Genomic DNA, 18,369 nt, shown 5'->3' with positions numbered 1-18,369 from the left:
TCTCCTTTTGTTATTATACCTTAACCATTATTATAACAGTATTATCCTATCATTATAAGGAAAAATAATCAGACGTTCAAGATAATATGTGATAGAATAAAGCGTAACGGTACTTAGAAAATAAGTAGGAAGATGAGTAATTGAGGACTAGGATGAAAGAATACCATAGAGACAATATGATTGTCATTGCAAGACAGCATTACGATAAAGGAGAGCTTCTAAAAGCGAAGAGCCTATATGAAAAAGCATTAACTGCCGGCATAAGGGATACTGAATGGATGCTAGAGTTAGCACTGCTATATGATGAACTCGAGGCTTACGATCAGGCTATGGATATATATGAAAAGGTCATTGATCTTGATCCACAAGAATCCATAGCCTACTATGGTATAGCTATATTATATGACCATTTGGATGATTTTGAGAAGGCGATTCCATATTATGAAAAAGCCCTATCCTATGACCCCACTTTTTTGAGAGCGCATTTTTTCTTAGCATACGCCTATGATCAAGTAGGTAAGCATGAACGTGCCATTCATCATTATCAAAGTGCACTAGAAATTGATGACAACGATTTTTGGAGTCTGGTGAATCTAAGTGCCCTTTATGAAGAAAAAGGAAACTATGCCCTTTCTGAAACCTATATCAATAGAGCGGCCTTAGTAGAACCGGATCATTATATGGTGCTCTTTAACAAAGGTGTTTTAGCTATGCGTAACCACCAGAATAAGTTGGCCATGGATTATTTCAACAAAACGATAGTAAAAGAGCCTACATACGGCTATGCTTATCTAAACAAAGGCGTCATTTTAAGAGATATGGGCATGTTGGAAGAAGCCATTAAAGTCTTTGGTGTCGGTTTGAAAAATTGCGATGATAGCGTATACTTGGCCTATAATAGAGCTTGTTGTTACCTAAAACTGAATGATGTAGATACTTGTGAAAAAGAGTTGCTAAAAATACTTACAGAATATCCTGAGATGTCAGCCTACATGAAAGAGGATCAGGAGTTAGAGCATCTGATCAAAACATCTTCCAAATTAAAAGCAATCTTAAAAAAGAGTCAGCAGTTATAGATGATCTTCTAACCAGACTTTTGCAGGGTAGGCCAGATACAGGGAGCCTGTAATGAGCAGAACGCTATGATCATCCATGAGACTTAGCCCTTTTTCAATAGCTTCTACATAAGATTCTATCCACTCGGCTCTTGTTTTTATAGATGAATCCAGATGTTCCGGCGTTATAGCACGTGGGCTAAGGGGTGATGTCATAATTACTTTATGGCTAAAGGATTCAACCAGCGTTAGCATGGCCAAATAATCTTTATCCTTTAGCATGCCAATAACAGTAATAATGGTCTTATCTTTGCAGTAGGTGTCCAAGAGATCTTTCACAGCCGTAAGACCTTGAATATTATGGCCACCGTCTATTAAGATCAATGGGTTATAAGATACCCATTCATTACGACATGTCCAATACGTGTTGCCAATACCTGACTTTACAGCTGAATCGGATACAGGCCAATTTTTTTTGAGTTCATGGATGGCCAGTAGAGCAGTCGCAATATTAATTTCCTGATGTCTGCCAATCATGGTGGTTGATAGACCTTTATAAGTGTAAAAAGGTGTCTTAATATTCATCACCTTTTTCTTAATACTATTATAGAGTAGAGATATTTCTATGAGACTTTCATCTAACATGTATAGATATGTGTCGACATCCTTCACTTTCCTAGTGACGGCCATAACAACTTCTATTGGATTGGGTGCCATAATAACAGGTGCGTTGGCTTTGATGATACCGGCTTTATGGCTAGCAATAGCTTCAAGTGAAGTGCCAAGATACTGTTCATGATCATATGAAATGGGTGTGATGATGGTCATCAATGGTTCTTCAAAGACATTGGTAGCATCATATGTACCACCCATACCGACCTCTATAATTACGAAATCATGCTTTTTATGATAGAAATGAACAAGGGCAATAGCAACAAGACATTCAAACACGGTGGGATGGTTAAGACCATCGTTTACCATACGTTTGCAGGCATCAAGGACCAAATCCGTTCCTTTAGCAAAATCAGACTCAGAAATAACACCTTCATAATCCTCAATGAGTTCCTTGTAATCCAGGATATGCGGTGATAAAAAAGTACCAACCGTGTAACCGGCGTGGGTCAAAATATTTTGGATATATTTTGCGGTGGAACCTTTGCCGTTTGTACCGGCGATATGTATAATGGGTAATGCGCTTTGAGGTGAGTTCAAATAAGCCATTAAGTTAAGGCTGTTCTGATGGTCGGGTTGATACGTAGCAGTTTCTATTATTTTTAGTGCATATAAACTCTCTTGATAGGTCATAGTCGTCTCCTTTTAGATTATCATATACAAAAAAAAGCTAAAACACAATATGATACATTGATTTCCCTGAGTTGAATTGGTATAATTTAACTGGAATGCATCGGCGTAGATTTGAGGGATATGGGGTTAGAATTTACGAGGTAAAAGCAATGTCAAATGATTTTAATCATTTAGGACTGAATTTAGACAAGAAAACGATTCTGATTGTGGATGATGAGGTGGTTATCTTAAACCTACTAAAAGATATCTTGGATATGCTGGGCTATAATGTTGTTCTATGTAGATCACCAGAAGAAGCTTTAGAGGTTTTTACCCATCATCGGACGTGTATTGATCTCATTATTATGGATATGATGATGCCGAGAATGAATGGTTTACAGCTGTATCGTAAAATCTGTCAAGTAGATTGCAATAGCAAGGTAATCTTACTATCAGGGTATAGTATGGCGCATATCACGACACAGCTTCTAGAGGAAGGTGTGGTTGGGTTTATGCAAAAACCTGTAACAATAAAAAAATTAGAAGAAGCCATTTTGAAAGCATTAAGCTAGACAGAATGACATTGGAGGTAAATAAATGGAAAACGTATTAGATTTAATCATTGTTGGTGCCGGACCTGCAGGTATTGCAGCAGCGATATATGCCAGCCGAGCAAAGCTATCTTTTGTAATTCTTGAAAAAGCTTTTACAGGGGGGCAGATCGTTAATACCTATGAGATAGAGAATTACCCAGGCATCAAAGCCACTTCGGGTTTTGAACTTAGCAACATGTTCAGGGAACATGCTGAAACATTAGATGTTGAGTTTTTGAGTGAGGAAGTCTCAGAAATTATCACAGACGGCCCAATTAAAAAAGTCATAACGAATGACGGTACTTACGAGGCAAGAACCATTATTTTAGCGACAGGCGCATCTTGGAAAAAGCTTGGTGCTAAAGGTGAAGATAAATTCTCAGGCATGGGTGTTTCTTATTGTGCCACATGTGATGGTGCCTTTTATCGAGATAAGGTGACAGCGGTTGTTGGTGGCGGCGATGTAGCTGTTGAGGATGCTATTTACTTATCCAGACTATGTAAAAAAGTCTACTTGATTCATAGAAGAGATGAGCTTAGAGCCGTTAAGGTATTACAAGAACATCTTTTCAAAATCGAAAATATTGAAATTATATGGGACAGTGAGGTTGCCGAAATCATTGGTGATCAAATGGTAGAAAAAATCCATGTAAAGAACAGACTGACCGATGAGGAACAGATGATTGAAGTTAGTGGTGTATTTATAGCCGTCGGAAGTGATCCTAACTCAGGATTAGTATTGGATCAAGTTGAAACAGATCTAAAAGGATGGATTAAGACCAATGAAGATTGTGCTACGAGTGTACCGGGTGTATTTGCAGCCGGCGATTTAAGAGTAAAAAGTTTACGTCAAGTTATAACCGCTGCATCGGATGGAGCAATTTCAGTTTATGCAGCGGAGCGTTATTTGGTAACGAACAGTTAGCTTGTCCTAAATAACGCGGAAAGATGCTTAATATATCACCTGAATTTGCCGATAAATAATCATTGAGAGGTGATTTTTGTGGAGAAAAAAGTACTAATTCATGTTTATACCATACAGGTAAAAAATGATATATTAAGTATCTTAGTGAATAACGGCCATGATTTTTTAGAGGTTTTCAATAACAGCGAGTTAAACTTCAAATATAACTTGGTCAAGGATCAGATTGATCTATATATACAAGAGTTAGATGAAAACCACTATGAGGCATCGTTAGATCTGATTCGTCGTATTGATACCGAAAAAGTACGTTCTATTGTCCTAATCCACAAATACTCTAAGCATGTCATTGATGATGCTTTAGCGCTTAAGGTCAAAGATATCATTGTCCTACCGATGGATCGAACCCATTTATCCAAAAAGATTCTGTCTTTTTTTGATACTCAGAAGCCTTCAGTTTTGATGCCTACAAGCAAAGATAAAGTCCAGATTCAAAATCATATAGAAATTGATATTAGTAAAGTAAGAGATGAAATCAATAGAGCCATGCGTGGTAATTATCCCCTATCCTTTGTTTTGGTAGAATACCATAGCTTAGATCAACCTCAATGGATTTTATTTAAAGAGACCTTGAATCTATTGCTTAGAACCACAGATATTGTGATGTACTTTGAAGCCAACAAGATTTTGATCTTATGTCCATTTACACCCAAAAACTTTCTTGTAGAAGTTGAGAACAAAGTAAGGAATGCCTATGACCAGATTAAAACAGAGGCTCCTTCAAGGGGGGCACTGTTCTTATACGGCGTTACTTTTCCAGAGGATGGCAAAGCATGGGAAGCCTTATATCATGAAATGACAGATGGTATTCATGATAGTAAAGTGATCAGCAAGTTTGAAGGGACTTTAAAACAAATCAACCCCAATACAATTCGTACACAACTCAAAAAAGATTATGAATAATAAAGGAAGAGAGCGTATCTAAGATGAGCCAAGTATTTCCGGATAATCAATATATGTACGATGAAATGGTTGGGCTATATGAAGAAGAAAAGTTCAGAAGTGCTATTAAGATTGGTAAAGAGCTTCTTGAAAGAGCAAGAGTCATGAATGACAAGGCCAGTGAGAGAAAATCCCTTGAAGTTCTATCCTATGCATCCTATTTTATTGTTGATTACATCAGTGCAATGAACTATATCATTGAATTTTCAAAAGTGATTGAAGAAGATGGCAATATTAGTGAATTAATAAAAACATATAATGTTTTCATTAGTCTTTATACGCGACAAGGGGATTACGAAGAAGCACTGAATTATCTTAAAAAGGTAGAAATTCTAGCTAAAAATCATCATCTCAAATTAGAAGAAGTAAAAAATGAGAACAATTATGGATTTTTCTATAATACGACCAAGTCATTTGAAATGGCGGTTCCTCATTTAGAACGAGCAGTGGAACTTGCAGCCACCTATAGATTTTATGATCTGCTTACCATTATACAAGGCAATTTGGCACTAAGTTACCTTCGAACCAACCAAATTGAGAAATCAAAAATGAATTTAGATCAGGTTTTTTTAGCCCTAAAACCTGGAAGCAGTCGTTTTTCAAGAGCTGAAGCCTATATGTATAGAGGAGAGATTTATGCTATTGAAGGCGATTACCTTGAGGCTATCAATCAAGTTAAAGCATCGAAGGTCATTTCTTTGAAACATGGTTATATTGCAGAACTTGCAGAAGCAACACGTATTTTATCGGAGATTTATGTCAAGACCGGAGATTTTGAAAAAGCTTATTACGAACTGAAAGATTATATTGAGTATTCCGACATATTATCCGAGGATGCAAAGCAGGGTGCTGTCGCCAAACTAAAAGCTCAATATGATATGAATAAAAAGAATACCGAAACTGATTTGTTAAAAGAACAATATGCCATCTTGGAAGAACAGAATCGAAAAATCCAAGAACAAGCAAATGAGTTAGAACGGCTGAATGAAGTGCTGGCAAGACAAAACGATGACCTTCATCAATCGGCAATAGAGGATTATCTGACGGGCGTCTATAATAGAAAATACTTCACCTTGAAGTTGAGAGAAGAGTTTAGTATAGCAAAAGAGCACAATCGGAACTTAGCGGCAATTATCATGGATATTGACCACTTTAAGAAGATAAATGATACATACGGTCATCTTGTAGGGGACGAAATCATTAAGCACATCAGTGGGATTTGTGAAGAATCTTTGGATTCTGATTCTATCATTGGTCGATTTGGCGGAGATGAATTTATGGTACTGATGATAGATGCAGACATAGACGATGCTGAGGAAAAGGCCAATGAATTCATTAGTAGCTTAGCTTATGAACCGTTGGTCATTGATAAAAAACCGATACCGGTCACCTTAAGTATAGGTGTTGCAGATAATAGATACCTTTCCCCAAGAACATCGGAAGAAATGATACATATAGCAGATCAAGGTCTATATCTAGCCAAAGACCTAGGTCGTAATAGGTGTTGTCGCTATGTACCGGATGAAGAGGAGAAATGAAATGGAAGAAAGAAGAAAGAATAAACGCTTACCAATTAGACTCGAGTTGGCCATCAACGAATTATTTAGACAGGATCATGAAATTATTCCAATGGTTAATAAGGAAATTCATGTTGTTAACATATCAAGGACAGGTATCGGATTTGAATGTGAATCTGAGTTACCTTTAGGTTATTACTTTGATGCAAGAATCGATTTTGATAAGCTGAATTATTTCTATTGTGTTGTAAAAATTGTAAGAAAAGTCGATCATGACGGAACCAACTTATACGGTTGTGAATTTGTTGGTCTTGCAGAATTCCTTTCCAAAAAAGTGGATGAGTACCAAGCTTCGGTTGAAGAGAACCTAGATTAACAACAAATTTTGTGACGTTAGGAAGTGCCGATATGCACGTAACCATAAAACATGTAGCAAAAAAAGCAGGGGTATCTCCTTCCACGGTTTCAAGGGTGATTGCAGATAGTCCCAAAATAAGCGTTGCTACCAAGAAACGCGTTTTTGAAACCATGAAAGAGATGAACTATCAACCCAATATTATTGCCAGAAGCTTAGCCAATAGAGTCACCTATACGCTTGGTCTCATTTTACCGAGTAAAGATGAAGAAGTATTTGAGAATCCATTTTTTATGCAAGTGATGCGTGGTCTTAGTGTTTATGCCAAACAAAAAGGCTATTATATAATGTATAATTATTGTAGAAGTGAAGAAGAAGAAGTTGAAACCATTCGGCATTACATGGACAGTAAGTGGGTTGACGGCATCATACTTACTTCTACAAGAATTAAAGATAAAAGTGTGGATCTACTCATGAAAAGAGATCAACCTTTTGTGGTTATTGGTAGACCGGAAGCCCAGCGGGATAAAGTATTGTGGGTTGACAATGATAATGTAATGGCCATGGAGAATATCGTAAACCGCTTAATTGAGCAAGGTCATAGAAAAATAGCTTACATCGGTGGGGAGCAACAATTTACTGTTTATCGTCATCGTCTTAGAGGTTATCGCCAAGCCATAGAACAAAACGGTATTGATTGGGATGATCGGCTCGTCGTTGAGGCCGAGCCGACAGAACAGAAGGCTTATGAGGCCATGAAGCAAATGCTAAAAATCATTAATCCTGACGCCATTGTAGGGACCGATGACACGGTTGCCTATGGTGCCTATAAAGCGACGATAGAAGCAGGTGTTTTAGGCGTTGCTTTTGCAGGATTTAACAATACACCTTTATCCATATACAATAACCCGACCATATCGACGGTGGATATTAATGCAGAGAAACTCGGTCATTATGCAGCTCAAGTACTTATAGACCAATTAGAGAAAAATACAACGATGGAAAGAAACATCATAGTTGAAGCAAATTATATAGAAAGAGAATCAACGTTGGACTATGTTCGCCGTTAAGAGGTAAGTCATAGACACAAGGCGGTCATACTTTCATGTTATAATCATGTATAGAAAAGGAGTGATTGTTATGGAGAAAAAAACAGAAGAGGAACTAAAAAAGGTAATTGATGAGAAAAAGAATCGAGGCCATCAAGATAGCCATTTACGACCTGAGAAAAAGTCAGGCAAGGAACATGAGGCCTTTGATTCAAAAAAACATGGTGGACCAATTGCTAAATAGAAAAGTAAAGGCTGTTTCTTTGAAGGGATGAACCCTTTAAAGAAACAGCCCCTTTTTTTGTCCTCTTTGTTCTCCAACGCGTATAGAATTTTTCTCCATAGGCAAAGAAGCCTTCATAAGGTATAATGAGGGAACGAAGTAATATGGAGTGTTGATGGAAGAGCTTTTGTATTGGAGGTAGTAGGAATGGCTTTAATTAAGAAAAAGACCGATGCTACGGTCATGGAAAAAGAATATGAAGGTCGTTGCAAGATGAGGGTTTATGATTCTATATCAGATTGGCAGAAGAAGATTCAAACAGATAAACCCATTGATCCCATGACCCATATCGAGGATCTTTATTTAAGGTGTGATTTTGACCAGGATTATATTGGATCCATATTGAAAGTTAACATTCGAGTCTGCAACCTACTAGATGAAAAAGTTCCGATGAAAATAAAATTATACCTATACGAAGATATAGATCAAGAACCCATAGGAGCCATGGATATTAGGATGGTTGCCCAAGGTAAAACGACGACCAAAGGTTATTTTGAGGTGCCAATAAGTACTGTAAAGCTGTGGTCAGATCAAGAACCGAATTTATATGAGGTACTTGTGGTGATGACAGATCATTTTGACGAGACCCTTCAAGTAGCAGGCTTCCAATACGGATTCAGAGACATAAAAATCAGCGGCGAAAAAATATGGTTGAATAACAAGCCATTATTGATAAAAGGCATTAACTATGGTGGTGACTTGAGAAAGGCAAATAATACAGAGACATATAGAAAAGACCTTAAGCTCTTAAAAGAACATAATATAAATGCCCTAAAAGTAAACGGCGATTGTGTTGGCAATGATTTCTTTGAGTGTTGTAATCAGTTAGGCTTTTTTGTGGTCACAGAAGTAAGTGGCTTGGAGAATCATAAAGAAGGGATCATTTCAAGAGCGGTATCTGTTATCGGTCAAAAGAGAAACCATCCTTGCATCATAATGTGGTCACTAGAAAACACACAAAATAAAAATGAAAATCTTGCGGCCAAAAAAGTTTTGATAGCCCTTGATGACCGCCGTCCCTGTATGATTCATAATGATGGGCAATTTCTCATAAGTGATGTATTTGTTATGGAGAAATTACATGATAAAACAATAGAAAGAATCGGAAAAGGCCTTGATATTCGAGATGATATGGTCCAGCTTGAAGACCGTCGTTTCTCAAAAGGCATGGATGAATATATGGCAATGGCCTATAAGAAAAAACCTGCTATTTTATGTACAAATAGACAAATAAGCGTTAAAGAGCTTATAAATGTACAGTCGGTAATGTACAGCATGCACGCTTATACCAGGTGGCATGGTGGCTTTATAGGTGATTTCGAAAACTATTTCTCAAATAAAAATCATTCTGGGGAAAAGAGCTATGAAATTCAGCCATTAGCGTATGAAATCAAAAAAGCCTTTGAACCCTATAGTATCAGTTTTGATGCTCAGACAGCTTTTTACAGCATTAAGCCTTCGAACCTGTTGGCAGAAGATATTGAAGTACGTGTCATCATACAAGAAGACGGTACGCCGATTATGGAGGAATGCTTAGATACGGTTTGTATAAAACCCGGCGAGGTTATCACAGGTACTGTACAATCTTGGTTGAATCTAAAAAATGAGACTGTTTTGTACCATATTATTTTTGAGGTCCTACTTACAAAAGATTTGTGGTGGGCTAAGAAAGGACATGTACTTGCCAGTAAGCAGTTTGAGAAAGAAGACTACAATCCGGACATTTATATGCCCAAATCCAGTATCAATTGTACACTAAAAGAAGCCGAAGAGACCATTGAGGTCAGGGGTGAAAAGACATATTATGAAATCGATAAAAAAACAGGTCATATCACACAAATCAAGGTAGATCATAAAGCTTTGTTGGCACAACCTATTCAACCTATATGGAAGGGTTTATTAGACTTTGATAAAGGGCCGGATGCAAAAAGTGCAGGTGCAGACAAAGAGATGTCACAAGAACAAGTCAAAGCATACCGAATTGAAAAAAAAGGTTCTCAAGTGAATCTATATTTTGATGTAAAAATTAAAGATATCAAATCGTTGATGCAAATCCAATATGAGATCTTTTCAACTGGAGAGCTTAATATTTATTATAAAGGGGAGCAAAAGGATCAGCTCGAGAGACTTGGTTCTAGGATAACTTTGATAACGCCAAGAAATCAGGTTAACTGGTTTGGTAGAGGACCGCATCCAAGTCACTTAGATCTTGTAACAAGTATGCAGATGGGTCTATATCAAATGGATTTATTAGAAAAAAACCAAGAGAGCAATAGGGATTTTCAAAAAGGCACATATAAAGACATTCGGTGGATGACTGTAACGGGAATAGATGGTGAAGGGATTATGGTGGAGAGTATGGACAAAAATGGATTTGACGCAAGTTTTACTACGCCTGATCAAGAAACAACAACCCTTCTTATTAAGCACACCGGTAGCTATCGATTTTTATTTATGGAAGCATTATAGTTTCCCTTAATTAGGAATGACAAGTAGGCATAGACAGAAGGATACGGAGGCAATTATGGATCCAGTAATTAACAAAGGCCAAAGACTGATTGGCTATATGAAACAGTACATAGGGCACTATATTTTAGGCATATTGGCCGTGGTTGTAGTAGATGTTATACAGTTGAACATACCGGTGATTACCGGGAACATAACCAATGACCTTCAATTTGGTGTTCTAACCATGCCTTTACTCATGAGAGAACTGGCGAAGTTAATGCTTATCGGTATTATCATTACGATTGGTCGTTTCGCTTGGCGCTATTATATATTTGGTACCTCCAGACATATAGAGAAAAACATGAGAAGAGATTACTTTGTAAAACTGGAGTCCTTATCCACCGACTTTTTTAATGAGCATAAAACAGGTGATTTAATGGCCTATGCCACCAACGACCTGAATGCGATACGTATGATGGTGGGACCGGGTGTTTTAATGGCACTGGATGCAGTTATATTAACAGTACTTGTACTTTATAAGATGATTGGCACCATTAGCTTGAAATTAACTTTAATAAGTATTTTGCCTTTACCGGTGATTGCTATTGGGAGCCTGATTCTAGGCAAGTTCATACGAAAAAGGTTTAAGGACAAGCAAGAGGCTTTTGCCCACTTGTCCGACCTGGTTCAAGAGAACATATCCGGTATGCGTGTTATTAAAGCTTTTGTCAAGGAAGCCTATGAAATATCAAAGTTTAATGTGGCCAATCAGCACAATTACGATAAGAACATGCATGTTGTAAAGCTATTTGCAATTATGATGCCTTTGGTAACGCTCATTAGTGGGTTGTCAATTGCAATCGCCCTTGGACTTGGGGGTAGAATGACCATCCGAGGTGAAATCACTTTAGGAGATTTTGTGGCTTTTGTTCAGTACATTTTGATTTTGGTATGGCCTATGATGGCTTTTGGTTGGTGTATTAACATTGTGTCTCAAGGTATGGCTTCTCTAAGCCGCTATGAAGAAATCATGGCAACGAAGAGTACGGTCGTTGACAAAGAAGCATTAGTAGAGGTGGCCCATCTTAGCGGTAGCATTCAGATGAAAGACTTGACCTTTGCCTATAAAGCTGATGCAAAGCCGGTTCTTAAAGACATAAGTCTTTCAATCGAAGCAGGACAATCCGTTGGAATACTCGGACGTACAGGGAGTGGCAAGACCACTTTAGCTAATTTGCTCCTAAGACTTTTTGATCCACCTGAAAACACAGTTTTTCTTGGTGGTGTGGATGTACTTAATTTACCCCTTGAAAGATTAAGGAGAAGCTTTGGTTATGTGCCCCAAGACAATTTCCTTTTTTCAGATACAATCATCAACAACATAGGTTTTGCAAAAGAAGACATTCAAAAAGAAGAGGCAAAAGATGCAGCAACACAAGCCTGTGTTCATGACAATATTGTAGAATTTAAAGAAGGCTATGATACCATTATAGGCGAGCGCGGTGTAACTTTATCCGGTGGCCAAAAACAACGTATTTCCATTGCGAGAGCTTTATTAAGCGATGCTCCGATTCTGATTTTGGATGATGCTGTATCAGCTGTGGATACAAAGACGGAAGAAGCCATATTGGATATGCTAAAAAATCAAAGAGGTCATCAAACCCAGATTCTTATAGCCCATAGGATATCCACGATACAACATGCAGACCTGATTGTAGTTCTAGATGATGGTCGCATCGTCGAACAAGGCAATCATGAAACATTGATTGATAACAAAGGCCTATATTATGAGATGGTTAAACAACAACAGCTTGAGAAAGAAATTATAGAGGAAGGGTAGGTGGCAAAATGGATATAGAGGATCAAACCATAGAAAAGGGTTATGATGGTGTTTTACTAAAAAGACTGCTTAAATATGCCAAAAAACATTATTTTGCCATAACACTATCCATGATACTTTTGGTGGTGGTGGTGGGTATTGAATTGATTCGGCCGATCATTATAGGTCAGGCAATTGATGAAGTTATTGTTAATTATCAGAAGATCTATAGCCAAGTGGCCCCTGAAGAAGGTTCTGTGATTGCTGGAACCGGCTATATAGAAGATGAAGATAATACGATGAAGGAAGCACCAAAAGCTACGATTATCTATGAAGAGGGTGATTACTATCTTGTTGATAATCTTATGTATGAGGAAGCCTTAAGCATAAAAGAAGAAGAAGGCAGTATAGATTCTAACGGTGCATTTGTCACAGATCAAGGTTTGACCTATAGTGCCTTACGATTAACACCGGAGGAGATTGATCTCTTAAGGTCAACGGATTATACAGAACTTTTTAGATTAATGGTATTTTTTATTATCATTTTGATTGCAGGTCTTGTAATTGCTTATTTTCAGACCATATTGCTGCATTATACAGGTCAAAAGATTATCTATGAGATAAGAGATGAGATTTTTGCTCATATTCAGGGACGCTCTATTGAGTTTTTTAATCAGAATCCGGTGGGTAAGCTGGTGACCCGTGTAACCAATGATACAGAGACCTTAAACGAAATGTACACCAGTGTCATTGTCAACTCAGTAAAAAGTGTCTTGACCCTAGTCGGAATATCCGTTATGATGGTAGTTCTGAACTGGCGTCTTGCCCTTGCAGTTTTTCTTGTCTTGCCCCTAGTACTCGTATCTACTTTGATATTTAGAAAATACTCAAGAAAAGCATATCGTGATGTGAGACGTCAGGTATCTATGGTGAATACATTTTTATCGGAACACATATCCGGAATGAAAATCGTTCAGATTTTTGGGAAAGAAAAAGCGAAGTTAAAAGCCTTTGACGCAATCAATGACGGGTTGCTTAAAGCCAATATGAAAGAATTAATGGTATTTGGCGTTTACAGACCTACTATGTATTTGATCTATGTATTGTCATTAGCCATGGTACTTGGTTATGGTGGTTATCAGGTAATGAGTGGTGTTTTAACCATTGGGGTTTTAGTCATCTACCTTCAGTATATATCGAACTTTTTTGACCCAATTCAACAACTGGCAGAACAATTTGGCATCCTTCAATCGGCTTTTGCAGCGGCAGAGAAAATATTCTCACTGCTGGATGATGATCAAAGTATTGATGACATAGACAATCCGATAGCGCTGGAATCTGTAAAAGGACATATTGAATTCAAGAATGTTTGGTTTGCCTATAATGAGGATGAATATGTATTAAAGGATATATCTTTTACTGTGAATCCAGGAGAAACAGTAGCTTTTGTGGGTGCAACCGGTGCGGGAAAAACGTCTATACTCAACCTACTCACCAGATATTATGATATACAACAAGGTGAAATTCTACTGGATGGACACAACATCAAGACCTTGGATAAACATGCAATAAGAAAACATGTGGGACAAATGTTACAGGACGTGTTTCTCTTTACCGGAGATATCAAAGAGAACATACGCCTTGGTGAAGCAAGCATAAGTGAGGCAGATGTAGTCGCAGCAGCGAAATTCGTTAACGCCCACATTTTTATAGAAAAAATGCCGAACAAGTATGATGAACATGTTTTTGAAAGAGGGGCTACATTGTCAGCAGGTCAAAGGCAGTTGTTATCTTTTGCAAGAACATTGGCCTATAAGCCTTCGGTATTGGTGCTTGATGAAGCAACCGCTAATATTGATACGGAAACAGAAGTGTTGATTCAAGATGCCCTCTTAAAGCTTATGGAACATCGTACAACTTTGGTGGTCGCACACCGATTGTCCACCATTCAACATGCAGACAAAATTGTTGTTCTACATAAAGGTCGTATTAAAGAAATAGGTAACCATCAAACTTTACTGAGCAAAAAAGGTTTATACTATAACTTGTATCAGTTACAATATCAGGAGTTGGAAGAAAAAACTTCCTAAGAAAAGAGGTCACATGGCGTACAATTATAAAATGATTATTGGTTATGACGGTGCCAAATATCAAGGATGGCAAAAAAATAAGAATGCAAAAAACACCCTTCAAAGTAAGTTGGAAGGTACCTTAAGTGAATATCTAGGCGAAGAAATTGTGGTGATCGGTTCAGGCAGAACGGATAAAGGTGTGCATGCCCTTGGTCAAGTGGTGAACTTCATTACAAAATCCAAGCAAAAACCGGGAAATCTTAAATACAATTTGAACAAGGTCTTACCTGAAGATATCATCATTAAGGAAGTATACAAAGTAGATGAAGATTTTAACTGTCGTTTTGCCGCAATAAGTAAAACCTATCGATATACTTTATGGAAAGCCAATGCACAGACGATGCCTTTATTTGAACGTAAATATGTTTACAGACTTGAAGAACAGGTCGATGTGGACCTTATGTTGGTTGCAGCAACCAAATTTATTGGTGAGCATGATTTTAAGGGATTCTGCAGTGATAAAACCAAGAAAACAACAACAAGAAAAGTTAATATTATTGATATTATAGAAGATGAAGACCGTATCGAAATCATTATCAATGCCAGTGGCTTCTTATACAATATGGCAAGAATCATGGTTGGGACACTCATTGAGATTGGTCTTGGCCTTCGACATGACGACACCATTGATCAGGTCTTTGCCTCCAAAATCAGAAGTGAAGCCGGTTACACAGCACCTGCACAAGGACTCTGCCTCATGGAAGTAATATATTAATAAACTTAACTCTAGCAGTTATAAAATTACTTAGTGATGGTAATCCACAAGTTAAAGATGAAAAGTCACTCATAAAACCGCCCTACAACGAATAAGCTGTAGGGCGGTTTTAATTTTATATTAATATTATTCATCATTCATAATTCTGGCTTCAATGGCTTTTGCAGTTTTACTGATGGCAATACCACCAGTTGCGGTTTCACGGTGGCAGGCAGGTAATAAATCGCCTACTTGTTTCATGGCTTGTACCACTTCATCAAAGGGAATCATGGAAGGAAGACCTGCCAGAACCATCTCAGCGCACAAAAGTGCGTTGGCGGCACCTAGAGCATTTCTTTTGTGACAGGGCACTTCTACCAGTCCGGCCACAGGATCACAGATAAGTCCCATCATATTATTAATGGCAATAGCGGCTGCGTCAAAAGATTGTTCCATAGTTCCATCTAGTACATAGACGGTTGCAGCCGCAGCCATAGAAGCAGCCGACCCAATCTCAGCTTGACACCCACCTTTAGCACCGGATATGCTTGCTTGTTTGGCGATGATCATACCAACGAGACCGGCGACAAAAAGGGCTTCAATGATTTTGCTGTCTTCCAGATGATAGGTTTCTTGAAGTGCTTTTAAAGTACCGGGCAAAACCCCACTGGCACCTGCTGTAGGTGCAGCTACAATCTGCCCCATCGCCATATTGACTTCCATAGTACTAAGGGCATACATAATGGCTTTTGATGTTGTTTCTCCGCAAATGGATTTGCCGGATTCAAAAGATGTCTTAAGCTTAATGGCTTCACGACCTAAAATCTTACCATGGAGGTGTTGATTATCAGGATCTAGACCCAGTGTAATGGCTTGCTTCATAATCTGCCACTGGCGTGCCATTGTGTCTACGATGACACCTTGATCCAAATCACTATTTGAGACCTCATATTGTAGAGCAATCTCAAATAGATTGAGATTATGGGTTTCTTTTATTAGTAGAATATCTTTAGCAGTTGCTATCTTCATGGTGGCCTCCTATTGTATCGCCTCAAAAAAAGTCAGTTTATTCAAAGCACCCAAAGCACTAATCTTTTCCAAAGCATCCTTATGTATGACATCATCGGTTTCAATAACCATAACGGCATTTTCTCCTTTGGTTTCACGAAAGACCTTCATAAAGGCAATGTTGATATGATGCTTGGCAAGAATCTGGCTGATATCTGCCACAAAACCGGGTAAATCTAAGTGCTGGGTAATGAGGGTTGCATAACTGCCTGTGATGGCTACATCAATATCATCGATAGAAATAATTCTTACTTTACCGCCCCCAATGGAAGAACCGATAATAGATTGTGTCAATCCGTCCAAGCCTTCAAAAACTATTTTGACTGTATTGGGATGAACGTCATCTAAGTTTATCTTTAGAAACTGAATTTCAATATTCATATCCTTTGCTTTTTCATAAGAGAATGGAATGTTTGGATCATCAGGACGCATGCCACAAACACCGGCAATTAGAGCCTTGTCTGTACCATGACCTTTATAAGTGGTAGAAAAAGAGCCATGGAGATAAAAGGTAGCTTTTTTAATGGGCTTACCAAAAATGGATCGTGCAATATAAGCAACCTTTGCGGCACCAGCTGTATGAGAGCTTGACGGACCAATCATGGCTGGTCCGATAATATCAAAAATAGAGTAATTTTCCATAACTTTCACCTCGTGATAATAGAGTGGAATACTGTTTATATTATAACGTATAAATCATATTTTAAGTAGAAAAAAACAAGAAAAATTAGGAAAAAGGGGTTGACATAAGACGAAGTTGGGTGTATATTATAAGCATAATCAGCACTCACCAAAGAGGAGTGCTAACAAATATTTAAAGGAGGCATTTATATGTTTAGATTAACACCTTATGCACGTGGACAAGTATCAAGGAGAAGCAACGATTTCTCAGACATTTTCAGTATGTTTGATGATGTATTCAATGATTCATTGTTTCAATCTAGAGCTCTGAATAATGGCTCATTTAAGATTGACATCAAGGACAATGACCAAGAATACATACTCGAAGCCGATCTTCCAGGTGTAAAAAAAGAGGACTTAAGGATTGACTACAAGGATGATCAACTTTTAATTCAAGTAGAATGCAAGGATGAAATGGATGAAGAAAAAGCCAATTACATCCATAGAGAAAGAAGAATATGTTCTATGCAAAGAATGTTTGGATTAAAAGACATTCAAGGTGACCAAATTAGTGCTAAGTTAGAAAATGGTGTTTTGACCATTGTAGCACCTAAGAAAGAAGAAGTGGATAATAGTATTCGAATTGAAGTCAAATAATTAATGAAGACTGTCTTATAAGTAAAGTTAATAGGGAATTATAGTTTTTGAAATTCGGCATAGTCGTTGAGAGCGGCTATGCCGTTATTTTGTTTTGCTATCTAATAAATTCAGGGCATTATGAATGTGTTTTTAAAGGTGGGTCCCATGAAAACCCTTCCACAGTCTGTATGACTACGGCCTCCGGTTGGTGCGTCCTGCACCAAAAGTCGGCGGACAGCTTCCTGCTGTCTTGCAAATTTCATAAGAAAGTTTTCATATTAGCATCATGTCTTGAAGATTGACATGATGCTTAAGGTTACTTTCTTATGAGCCTAGTCACACAGTCAGTTCCAGGAACTTCATGGTCGACGTGGGCTTATTACGCTATTACTGATTTCTTTATCGCATTATGGAATATGAGTTTAAGCTTATTAAAAAAATGTATATGCGAAACCGAATGAGGAAAGAAAAAGCGCTGATCAATCACAGTTCTACATGGATGTAGAACGTCCTTCATTTTTACATGGATGCAAGATAAAGAAGCTTCGCTTCGCTATGAGCTCTGCTCATATTTCTGAATGGTTTGATAGGAAAGGTCCTTGACGTATTCTGCCACGCTTCAAGGCTGAATACTAAAGTATGACTTTCCTTGAAAATTAAAAAAGGAAGGATGATTGAGCAGTGTTTTTTATTGACGAAATGACGACCTATTATCGAGTAGATGTGATACATAGCTTTTCCGCTGACCGTACGAAGTGTAAGGCAAGGAAAAGCTGTGTGTTATATCTACGATTATCCTATATGGTTACAGTCGTAGATAGTTACTAAAAAAAGACAAGCGCACAAGCACTTGCCTTCGTCTCATAAAATAAGTTATACAAACAGATG

Annotated in this window: 16 protein-coding genes; 13 read left to right on the top strand and 3 right to left on the bottom strand. The window is 37.8% G+C overall.

Annotated features, from left to right (window positions below; translation table 11 throughout):
• The first annotated feature begins 152 nt into the window (after positions 1-152).
• Positions 153-1,076 carry a tetratricopeptide repeat protein gene (locus PATL70BA_RS07240; protein WP_125136747.1) on the top strand — a complete coding sequence of 308 codons (924 nt, stop codon included), beginning with the start codon at positions 153-155 and terminating at the stop codon, positions 1,074-1,076.
• Here the strand turns inward: PATL70BA_RS07240 and PATL70BA_RS07235 are convergent.
• On the bottom strand, positions 1,071-2,360 hold the full coding sequence (locus PATL70BA_RS07235; RefSeq protein WP_125136746.1) for a bifunctional folylpolyglutamate synthase/dihydrofolate synthase: 1,290 nt from the start codon (positions 2,358-2,360) through the stop codon (positions 1,071-1,073). The genes PATL70BA_RS07240 and PATL70BA_RS07235 overlap by 6 nt on opposite strands.
• A 149-nt stretch (positions 2,361-2,509) precedes the next feature.
• On the opposite strand from PATL70BA_RS07235, the gene PATL70BA_RS07230 reads away from it, so the two are divergent.
• The 11 genes from PATL70BA_RS07230 (at position 2,510) to truA (ending at position 15,174) form a co-directional block, all read left to right on the top strand.
• Entirely contained in the window at positions 2,510-2,911 is a 402-nt protein-coding gene (locus PATL70BA_RS07230) for a response regulator (RefSeq protein ID WP_172596151.1), read from the top strand.
• A 25-nt stretch (positions 2,912-2,936) separates the two neighbouring features.
• Positions 2,937-3,857, top strand: coding sequence for a thioredoxin-disulfide reductase (trxB, locus tag PATL70BA_RS07225; RefSeq protein ID WP_125136744.1), 921 nt, complete (start codon positions 2,937-2,939; stop codon positions 3,855-3,857).
• Positions 3,858-3,935: 78 nt separating this feature from the next.
• The gene (locus tag PATL70BA_RS07220) at positions 3,936-4,817 is read left to right on the top strand and encodes a hypothetical protein (protein WP_125136743.1); all 882 of its coding nucleotides are present in this window, start codon (positions 3,936-3,938) and stop codon (positions 4,815-4,817) included.
• A 23-nt stretch (positions 4,818-4,840) separates the two neighbouring features.
• Positions 4,841-6,394 carry a tetratricopeptide repeat-containing diguanylate cyclase gene (locus PATL70BA_RS07215; RefSeq protein WP_125136742.1) on the top strand — a complete coding sequence of 518 codons (1,554 nt, stop codon included), beginning with the start codon at positions 4,841-4,843 and terminating at the stop codon, positions 6,392-6,394.
• A 1-nt stretch (position 6,395) separates the two neighbouring features.
• Positions 6,396-6,749 (top strand): PilZ domain-containing protein, encoded by a 354-nt coding sequence (locus PATL70BA_RS07210; RefSeq protein WP_172596150.1) that lies wholly within the window; start codon positions 6,396-6,398, stop codon positions 6,747-6,749.
• Positions 6,750-6,781: 32 nt separating this feature from the next.
• Positions 6,782-7,798, top strand: coding sequence for a LacI family DNA-binding transcriptional regulator (locus PATL70BA_RS07205; protein ID WP_125136740.1), 1,017 nt, complete (start codon positions 6,782-6,784; stop codon positions 7,796-7,798).
• A gap of 70 nt (positions 7,799-7,868) precedes the next feature.
• Positions 7,869-8,021: a hypothetical protein gene (locus tag PATL70BA_RS16245; RefSeq protein WP_172596149.1), complete on the top strand. Its 153-nt coding sequence runs from the start codon at positions 7,869-7,871 to the stop codon at positions 8,019-8,021.
• A gap of 186 nt (positions 8,022-8,207) precedes the next feature.
• Complete coding sequence (locus PATL70BA_RS07200; RefSeq protein WP_125136739.1) at positions 8,208-10,529, top strand: beta-galactosidase small subunit-related protein; 2,322 nt, start codon at positions 8,208-8,210, stop codon at positions 10,527-10,529.
• A 55-nt stretch (positions 10,530-10,584) separates the two neighbouring features.
• Positions 10,585-12,348 (top strand): ABC transporter ATP-binding protein, encoded by a 1,764-nt coding sequence (locus PATL70BA_RS07195; protein WP_243115990.1) that lies wholly within the window; start codon positions 10,585-10,587, stop codon positions 12,346-12,348.
• An 8-nt stretch (positions 12,349-12,356) separates the two neighbouring features.
• Entirely contained in the window at positions 12,357-14,417 is a 2,061-nt protein-coding gene (locus PATL70BA_RS07190; protein ID WP_125136738.1) for an ABC transporter ATP-binding protein, read from the top strand.
• A gap of 13 nt (positions 14,418-14,430) precedes the next feature.
• A complete protein-coding gene (truA, locus tag PATL70BA_RS07185) occupies positions 14,431-15,174 on the top strand; it encodes a tRNA pseudouridine(38-40) synthase TruA (RefSeq protein WP_125136737.1) in 744 nt (247 codons plus the stop codon).
• A 126-nt stretch (positions 15,175-15,300) separates the two neighbouring features.
• Here truA and sdaAA read toward each other — a convergent pair whose 3' ends face one another.
• Together sdaAA and sdaAB are read right to left on the bottom strand one after the other, a co-directional pair.
• Positions 15,301-16,182 (bottom strand): L-serine ammonia-lyase, iron-sulfur-dependent, subunit alpha, encoded by an 882-nt coding sequence (gene sdaAA / locus PATL70BA_RS07180; RefSeq protein ID WP_125136736.1) that lies wholly within the window; start codon positions 16,180-16,182, stop codon positions 15,301-15,303.
• Between the two features lie 9 nt (positions 16,183-16,191).
• Positions 16,192-16,863, bottom strand: coding sequence for an L-serine ammonia-lyase, iron-sulfur-dependent subunit beta (gene sdaAB / locus PATL70BA_RS07175; protein ID WP_125136735.1), 672 nt, complete (start codon positions 16,861-16,863; stop codon positions 16,192-16,194).
• A gap of 189 nt (positions 16,864-17,052) precedes the next feature.
• On the opposite strand from sdaAB, the gene PATL70BA_RS07170 reads away from it, so the two are divergent.
• The gene (locus tag PATL70BA_RS07170; RefSeq protein ID WP_125136734.1) at positions 17,053-17,499 is read left to right on the top strand and encodes an Hsp20/alpha crystallin family protein; all 447 of its coding nucleotides are present in this window, start codon (positions 17,053-17,055) and stop codon (positions 17,497-17,499) included.
• Positions 17,500-18,369: the final 870 nt, after the last annotated feature.

The organism is Petrocella atlantisensis (assembly GCF_900538275.1).
Taxonomy (GTDB): domain Bacteria; phylum Bacillota; class Clostridia; order Lachnospirales; family Vallitaleaceae; genus Petrocella; species Petrocella atlantisensis.
The sequence above is the reverse complement of the archived record's forward strand: the minus strand, read 5'-3'. Positions and strand labels throughout refer to the sequence as shown.

Bases quoted from the DNA above. Each gene is read 5' to 3' on its own strand.
- PATL70BA_RS07240 (WP_125136747.1), top strand. From the start codon at position 153: ATGAAAGAATACCATAGAGACAATATGATTGTCATTGCAAGACAGCAT.
- PATL70BA_RS07235 (WP_125136746.1), bottom strand. From the start codon at position 2,360: ATGACCTATCAAGAGAGTTTATATGCACTAAAAATAATAGAAACTGCT.
- PATL70BA_RS07230 (WP_172596151.1), top strand. From the start codon at position 2,510: ATGTCAAATGATTTTAATCATTTAGGACTGAATTTAGACAAGAAAACG.
- trxB (WP_125136744.1), top strand. From the start codon at position 2,937: ATGGAAAACGTATTAGATTTAATCATTGTTGGTGCCGGACCTGCAGGT.
- PATL70BA_RS07215 (WP_125136742.1), top strand. From the start codon at position 4,841: ATGAGCCAAGTATTTCCGGATAATCAATATATGTACGATGAAATGGTT.
- PATL70BA_RS07210 (WP_172596150.1), top strand. From the start codon at position 6,396: ATGGAAGAAAGAAGAAAGAATAAACGCTTACCAATTAGACTCGAGTTG.
- PATL70BA_RS07205 (WP_125136740.1), top strand. From the start codon at position 6,782: ATGCACGTAACCATAAAACATGTAGCAAAAAAAGCAGGGGTATCTCCT.
- PATL70BA_RS16245 (WP_172596149.1), top strand. From the start codon at position 7,869: ATGGAGAAAAAAACAGAAGAGGAACTAAAAAAGGTAATTGATGAGAAA.
- PATL70BA_RS07200 (WP_125136739.1), top strand. From the start codon at position 8,208: ATGGCTTTAATTAAGAAAAAGACCGATGCTACGGTCATGGAAAAAGAA.
- PATL70BA_RS07195 (WP_243115990.1), top strand. From the start codon at position 10,585: ATGGATCCAGTAATTAACAAAGGCCAAAGACTGATTGGCTATATGAAA.
- PATL70BA_RS07190 (WP_125136738.1), top strand. From the start codon at position 12,357: ATGGATATAGAGGATCAAACCATAGAAAAGGGTTATGATGGTGTTTTA.
- truA (WP_125136737.1), top strand. From the start codon at position 14,431: ATGGCGTACAATTATAAAATGATTATTGGTTATGACGGTGCCAAATAT.
- sdaAA (WP_125136736.1), bottom strand. From the start codon at position 16,182: ATGAAGATAGCAACTGCTAAAGATATTCTACTAATAAAAGAAACCCAT.
- sdaAB (WP_125136735.1), bottom strand. From the start codon at position 16,863: ATGGAAAATTACTCTATTTTTGATATTATCGGACCAGCCATGATTGGT.
- PATL70BA_RS07170 (WP_125136734.1), top strand. From the start codon at position 17,053: ATGTTTAGATTAACACCTTATGCACGTGGACAAGTATCAAGGAGAAGC.